This is a genomic window from Streptomyces phytophilus, from assembly GCF_013870535.1.
In the GTDB taxonomy this organism is placed as follows: Bacteria; Actinomycetota; Actinomycetes; order Streptomycetales; family Streptomycetaceae; genus Streptomyces; species Streptomyces phytophilus.
Genome location: NZ_JACBXC010000231.1, coordinates 1 through 6,689, shown reverse-complemented (window position 1 = coordinate 6,689; position 6,689 = coordinate 1). Strand labels below are relative to the sequence as shown.

Annotated in this window: 5 protein-coding genes; 1 reads left to right on the top strand and 4 read right to left on the bottom strand. The window is 69.6% G+C overall.

The window, feature by feature from the left end; translation table 11 throughout:
* Positions 1-87 precede the first annotated feature (87 nt).
* From H5J30_RS13385 to H5J30_RS13375, 3 genes are all read right to left on the bottom strand, one after another.
* The gene (locus tag H5J30_RS13385; protein WP_181787656.1) at positions 88-528 is read right to left on the bottom strand and encodes a VOC family protein; all 441 of its coding nucleotides are present in this window, start codon (positions 526-528) and stop codon (positions 88-90) included.
* Between the two features lie 59 nt (positions 529-587).
* The gene (locus tag H5J30_RS13380) at positions 588-974 is read right to left on the bottom strand and encodes a helix-turn-helix transcriptional regulator (RefSeq protein WP_100300548.1); all 387 of its coding nucleotides are present in this window, start codon (positions 972-974) and stop codon (positions 588-590) included.
* Between the two features lie 206 nt (positions 975-1,180).
* A complete protein-coding gene (locus H5J30_RS13375) occupies positions 1,181-2,773 on the bottom strand; it encodes an MDR family MFS transporter (protein WP_181787655.1) in 1,593 nt (530 codons plus the stop codon).
* Between the two features lie 102 nt (positions 2,774-2,875).
* Between H5J30_RS13375 and H5J30_RS13370 the strand changes: the two genes are divergently transcribed.
* A complete protein-coding gene (locus H5J30_RS13370; RefSeq protein ID WP_181787654.1) occupies positions 2,876-3,436 on the top strand; it encodes a TetR/AcrR family transcriptional regulator in 561 nt (186 codons plus the stop codon).
* Between the two features lie 107 nt (positions 3,437-3,543).
* Here H5J30_RS13370 and H5J30_RS13365 read toward each other — a convergent pair whose 3' ends face one another.
* Positions 3,544-6,078 (bottom strand): ATP-dependent Clp protease ATP-binding subunit, encoded by a 2,535-nt coding sequence (locus tag H5J30_RS13365; RefSeq protein WP_181787653.1) that lies wholly within the window; start codon positions 6,076-6,078, stop codon positions 3,544-3,546.
* Positions 6,079-6,689 lie beyond the last annotated feature (611 nt).

Here is a 6,689-nt window from a genome sequence, read left to right as displayed (position 1 = left end):
CTGACCCGGGATGCGGCGGCCCGGCTCCGCCGGCGCGGAGGGCAACCCGTCGCCTGCCCGCCCGCGCCGGAGGCGCCGCGTGCGGCTTCAGGCCCAGGGCTTGCTGTGGTCCAGCCCGCCCTTCTGGCGCTGCGTCAGCGAGTACCAGTTGCCGCTGTCGTCGCGGAAGATCGCCTCGGTCCCGTACGGTCGCTCCTGCGGCTCCTGGATGAAGTCCACGCCCCGCTCCCGCAGCTTCTCGTACGTCGCCCGGCAGTCGTCGGTGTGGAACGCGCCGGCGCCCAGCACGCCCTTGCTGACGAGCGTCGTCAGCGCCTCGGCCGACTCCGGGTCGAGGCCGGGTCCCGTGGTCCGCATGAGGGCCAGCATGACGTCCGGCTGGCCGGGGACCCCGACCGTGATCCAGCGCATGCCCTCGCCCATCTCGATGTCGTCGCGGACCTCGAAGCCGAGCTTGTCGGCGAAGAAGTCGCGGGTGCGCTCCTGGTCGGTGGTCCAGACGGTGGTGATGGCCAGGTTGGTGATCATGACGTTCTCCCTGGTGAGGTGATGCTTCGGTACTCCGGCCACGGTAGGCGGGAGCGGACTCAGCCCGCTTCCTCAGAGTTGCGCTCCCGGATCCGCGGGTCGAACCCGCCGGCCCACAGCAGCGCGAAGCAGCCGGGTATGAGCGCGGTCCCGCGGCCCACGTGCGCGTCGCGGTACGCGCTCGGGGACAGCCCCGTACGCCGCTTGAAGCTCGCGGAGAACGTGCCGAGGGCCGAGAAGCCGACCAGGTGGCAGACCTCGGTGACGGAGAGGTTGCAGGTGCGCAGCAGGTGCTCGGCGCGCTCCAGGCGGCGGCGCGTCAGGTACTGGCCGGGAGTCTCGCCGTAGGCGGCCTTGAAGGCGCGGATGAAGTGATACCTGGAGTAGCCGGCGTGCGTCGCCACCGCGTCCAGGTCGACCGCCGGGTCGGCCCAGTCGCGGTCCATGGCGTCCTTGGCGCTGCGAAGTGCGCGCAGATCGGGGCGAAGCACTCTTCGAGCATGGCACGCCCCACTGACAACGGACCGCCTCCGCCCTCCGGCCCGTACCCACGGACGCGGGCCGCGGAAGGCCCGTGAACGCACGGACGGGCCGTGCGCCCCCGCCCGCTACCGCGGGAGGCGCACGGCCCGCCATCGGGGCCCCGGTCCGCTCAGACCTTCACCGGGGCCTCCGCCTCCGCTTGCGCGGAGCCCGGACCGGCGTCCCCGGCCGGTCCGGAGTCGTCCTTCGCCGGGGCGGCCCCGCGCAGCGGGACCTCCTTGACGAACCACGAGGCGAGGAACGCGAGCGCCGCGACCGCGGTCCCCCAGAGGAAGACCTGGTGGGTGCCGTTCGAGACGGCGCTCAGGTACCCCTCCTTAATGTGCGTCGGCAGTTTCTCGATCAGCTCCGGGGTCAACTGCCCGCCGCCCACCGCCTTCTCGCCCGCGGGCCCGGTCTCCTCGGCCATCGTGTCGGCGACGCGGCTGCTGAAGATCGCGCCCATGAGGGCGACGCCGAAGGAGCCGCCGATGGTACGGGTCAGGGTGATCGTCGAGCTGCCCGCGCCCATGTCGCGCATCTCCAGGCTGTTCTGCCCGACGAGCATCGACATCTGGATCATGAAGCCGAGGCCGGCGCCCATCACCGCCATGTAGAGCCCGGAGGTCAGTCGGGAGGTGTCGGTGTCCATCGTAGACAGCAGGTACAGCCCGGCGATCAGGGCGGCGCCGCCGACGATCGGGTAGATCCGGTAGCGCCCGGTCTTCGTCACGGCCCGGCCGACGAAGAGCGAGACGACCATGACGGGCAGCATCATCGGCAGGAGCAGCAGCCCCGAGTTGGTGGCCGAGGCGCCCTGGACGCTCTGCTGGAACAGCGGCAGGAAGGTGACGCCGCCGAACATCACGAAGCCGACGATGAAGCCGATCATGTTCATCAGCGTGAAGTTGCCGTTGCGGAAGATGCGCAGCGGGATGATCGGTTCCGCGGCGCGGGTCTCGGCCCAGCCGAAGGCCGCGAGCGAGGCGGCGCCGAGCACGGCCAGGCCGACGATCTGCGCCGACCCCCAGTCGTACTCCGTACCGCCCCAGGAGGTCACGAGCACCAGCGCGGTCAGCCCGATCGAGAGCAGGGCGGCGCCGGTGTAGTCCACGCGCGCCTTGATGCGCTTCTTCGGCAGGTGCAGGACGGTGGAGATGACGAAGAGCGAGACGGCGCCCAGCGGCAGGTTGATGTAGAAGGCCCAGCGCCAGCCGAGGTGGTCGGTGATCGTCCCGCCGACCAGCGGGCCGCCGATGGTGGCGATGCCCATGACGGCGGCCATCATGCCCTGGTACCGGCCGCGTTCGCGGGGCGGCACGAGGTCGCCGATGATCGCCATGACGCCGACGATGAGGCCGCCGCCGCCGAGGCCCTGGACCGCGCGGAAGGCGATGAGCTGGCCCATGTCCTGGGCCATGCCGGAGAGCGCGGAGCCGATGAGGAAGACGACTATGGAGGACATGAAGATGCCCTTGCGACCGTAGAGGTCGCCGAACTTGCCCCACAGCGGCGTGGAGACGGCGATGGCCAGGGTGTACGCGGTGACCACCCAGGCGAGGTGGTTCAGGCCGCCCAGCTCGCCGACGATCGTGGGCATCGCGGTGCCGACGATCAGGTTGTCGAGCATCGCGAGCATCATGGTGATCATCAGGCCGAGCATGATCACCCTGACGTTGCGCGGCGGTGCTGGGACCGCCTCCTGATCCTTGGTCTCCGCCATGGCCCCTCTCCCTACTTACTTGCCGCCCGGCTAGTGGGTACCATGAGAACGTACGCCGCTACTTGCCGGGCGTCAAGTAAGTATCTGACGGAAGCAGGGATCATGGGGACGACCAGGGGCGACACCCGCCAGCGCATTCAGGATGTGGCGCTGGAGCTCTTCGCCGACAAGGGCTACGACAAGACATCCCTGCGCGAGATCGCCGAACAGCTCGACGTCACGAAGGCCGCGCTGTACTACCACTTCAAGACCAAGGAGGACATCCTCGTCAGCCTGGTCGAGGACCACTTCGGGCGGGTCGACGAGCTGATCGCCTGGGGGCGCGACCAGCCGGCCACGCTGGAGACCAGGCTGGAGCTGCTGGCGCGGTACAGCGCGCTGCTCGCCGGGGGCAGCACCCTCTTCCGGTTCATGCAGGAGAACCAGGCGAGCATCCGCGAGCTGAGCCTCGGCGAGTCCTTCAAGGCGCGTATGGGCGACATCATCGGGATGCTCCGCGACAAGGACGCCGACCTGAAGGACCAGGCCCGCAGCGTCGCCGCGATCTTCACCATGCACGCCGGGATGTTCGCCCTGGCCGACGCCAAGGGCGAGCCGGAGGAGAAGCGGCTCGCCTGCCTGGAGGTCGCCCAGGAACTGGTGACGGCGGGCTACAAGGGCTGACCCGGACGACGCTCCGGGCACGCCCGGTACGTATACGCAGAGCCGCCCCGGACCGTGTGGTCCGGGGCGGCTCCGTGTCGTACGGCGGAAGCCGAGCCGCTACGGGCTCACGCCTCCTTGCTCAGGTTCGGGCCCGCGCCGCCGGCGGCGGCGTCGGCGTCGACCGGCGGGACGTCGGGCAGCGCCGACTTCTCCTCGCCGCGGAAGGTGAACGTCGCGTCGTCACCCTCGCCCTCGGTGTCGACCACCACGATGTGGCCCGGGCGCAGCTCGCCGAAGAGGATCTTCTCCGAGAGCACGTCCTCGATCTCCCGCTGGATCGCGCGGCGCAGCGGCCGGGCGCCCAGCACCGGGTCGAAGCCCCGCTTGGACAGCAGGTCCTTGGCCTCGGTGGACAGCTCGATGGCCATGTCGCGGTCCTTGAGCCGGTTGTCCAGCTCGGCCAGCCGCAGGTCGACGATCTCGATGATGTCGTCCCGTGTCAGCTGGTGGAAGACCACGATGTCGTCCACACGGTTGAGGAACTCAGGCCGGAAGTGCTGCTTGAGCTCCTCGCCGACCTTGGACTTCATCCGGTCGTAGCCGGTCTTGACGTCGCCCCCGGCGGCGAACCCCAGGCCGAAGCCCTTGGAGATGTCCTTGGTGCCGAGGTTGGTCGTCATGATGATGATCGTGTTCTTGAAGTCCACGACCCGGCCCTGGGAGTCGGTCAGGCGGCCGTCCTCCAGGATCTGCAGCAGCGAGTTGAAGATGTCCGGGTGGGCCTTCTCGACCTCGTCGAAGAGGACGACGGAGAACGGCTTCCGGCGCACCTTCTCCGTGAGCTGGCCGCCCTCCTCGTACCCGACGTAGCCGGGCGGGGAGCCGAACAGCCGCGAGACGGTGTGCTTCTCGCTGAACTCCGACATGTCGAGCTGGATGAGCGCGTCCTCGTCGCCGAAGAGGAACTCCGCCAGCGTCTTCGACAGCTCCGTCTTACCGACGCCGGACGGGCCGGCGAAGATGAACGAACCGCCGGGGCGCTTCGGGTCCTTCAGGCCCGCCCGCGTACGGCGGATGGCCTGGGAGAGCGCCTTGATGGCGTCCTCCTGCCCGATGACGCGCTTGTGCAGCTCGTCCTCCATGCGCAGCAGCCGCGAGGACTCCTCCTCGGTCAGCTTGAAGACCGGGATGCCCGTGGCGGTGGCCAGGACCTCGGCGATGAGCTCCTCGTCCACCTCGGCGACGACGTCCATGTCGCCGGCCTTCCACTCCTTCTCCCGCTGCGCCTTCTGCGCCAGGAGCTGCTTCTCCTTGTCGCGCAGGCCGGCGGCCAGCTCGAAGTCCTGCGAGTCGATCGCGGACTCCTTCTCGCGCCGCACGTCGGCGATCTTCTCGTCGAACTCCCGCAGGTCCGGCGGCGCGGTCATCCGGCGGATGCGCATCCGCGAGCCCGCCTCGTCGATCAGGTCGATCGCCTTGTCCGGCAGGAAGCGGTCGGAGATGTACCGGTCGGCGAGCTGGGCCGCGGCGACCAGGGCGGCGTCCGTGATGGACACGCGGTGGTGCGCCTCGTACCGGTCGCGCAGACCCTTGAGGATCTCGATCGTGTGCTGCAGCGACGGCTCCGCGACCTGGATCGGCTGGAAGCGGCGCTCCAGGGCCGCGTCCTTCTCCAGGTGCTTGCGGTACTCGTCGAGCGTGGTCGCGCCGATGGTCTGCAGCTCGCCGCGGGCCAGCATCGGCTTGAGGATGCTCGCCGCGTCGATCGCGCCCTCGGCGGCCCCCGCGCCCACCAGGGTGTGCAGCTCGTCGATGAACAGGATGATGTCGCCGCGGGTGCGGATCTCCTTGAGCACCTTCTTCAGGCGCTCCTCGAAGTCACCGCGGTAGCGGGAGCCCGCGACCAGCGCGCCGAGGTCCAGGGTGTAGAGGTGCTTGTCCTTCAGGGTCTCGGGCACCTCGCCCTTGACGATGGCCTGCGCCAGGCCCTCGACGACGGCGGTCTTGCCGACGCCGGGCTCGCCGATGAGCACGGGGTTGTTCTTCGTACGGCGGGACAGCACCTGCATGACCCGCTCGATCTCCTTCTCGCGCCCGATGACCGGGTCGAGCTTGGACTCGCGGGCCGCCTGCGTGAGGTTCCGGCCGAACTGGTCGAGCACCAGGGACGTCGACGGCGTGCCCTCCGCGGGGCCGCCGGCGGTGGCGGTCTCCTTGCCGCCCTGGTAACCGGAGAGCAGCTGGATGACCTGCTGCCGCACCCGGTTCAGGTCGGCGCCCAGCTTCACGAGGACCTGGGCGGCGACGCCCTCGCCCTCGCGGATGAGGCCGAGCAGGATGTGCTCGGTGCCGATGTAGTTGTGCCCGAGCTGAAGCGCCTCGCGGAGCGACAGCTCCAGGACCTTCTTGGCCCGGGGGGTGAAGGGGATGTGGCCGGACGGGGCCTGCTGGCCCTGGCCGATGATCTCCTCCACCTGCTGGCGGACAGCCTCAAGCGAGATCCCGAGGCTCTCCAGGGCCTTTGCGGCGACACCCTCACCCTCGTGGATCAGGCCCAGGAGGATGTGCTCGGTGCCGATGTAGTTGTGGTTGAGCATCCGGGCTTCTTCCTGAGCCAGGACGACAACCCGCCGCGCGCGGTCGGTGAACCTCTCGAACATCGTTAATCGCTCCTCAGAGCGGTCAGGCAGATCGGGGACGTTCCCCTCCCTGTCCTTCCGCAGCTTAGTCCCGCAAGCGGGGACCGCTCATTCCAACTGCCGACACCCGGACGCTGACTCCGTCAGTCTCCCGCACCGGACATCCGGCTACTGCTCCAACCCGATGGTGCGAGACGATGTTCCCGCAGGCCAGGCGAATACTCTCAATGCCGCTACGCCCATGGCGAACGCCGTCCGCCGAAGCCTGCCAAGCCACCGCTCCCACCAGCGCCACTAGCCAAGTCTTACCCGCAGCGCGGGCGGTGCCATCAGATTTTCCGGCCTCTTCACTGCGCTGACGGCGAACACGGTGGAACGTCTGTGAACGCTGATGCGGGGAAGAAGAAGCGCGCTATGCGACCGGGATGACACATGTCGTAACCAACGCGGGCGCGACCGCGTTGCTCAGGGCGTGACCGGCTCCGTGATCCCGCGCCAGACCGGCCCGCAGGGCAGACCCGGCCCGGCGGGCGGGAGCGGCGTGCACGGCCGGAACGGGCCGGGTACGGGGACGGGCGGCGCGAGGGCCGCGGCAGAGGCCGCGGCGGGCGCCGCGGCAGGGGCGCACGCGG

Coding starts and splice junctions, on each gene's coding strand:
- H5J30_RS13365 (WP_181787653.1), bottom strand. CDS start 6,078: ATGTTCGAGAGGTTCACCGACCGCGCGCGGCGGGTTGTCGTCCTGGCT.
- H5J30_RS13385 (WP_181787656.1), bottom strand. CDS start 528: ATGATCACCAACCTGGCCATCACCACCGTCTGGACCACCGACCAGGAG.
- H5J30_RS13370 (WP_181787654.1), top strand. CDS start 2,876: ATGGGGACGACCAGGGGCGACACCCGCCAGCGCATTCAGGATGTGGCG.
- H5J30_RS13375 (WP_181787655.1), bottom strand. CDS start 2,773: ATGGCGGAGACCAAGGATCAGGAGGCGGTCCCAGCACCGCCGCGCAAC.
- H5J30_RS13380 (WP_100300548.1), bottom strand. CDS start 974: ATGGACCGCGACTGGGCCGACCCGGCGGTCGACCTGGACGCGGTGGCG.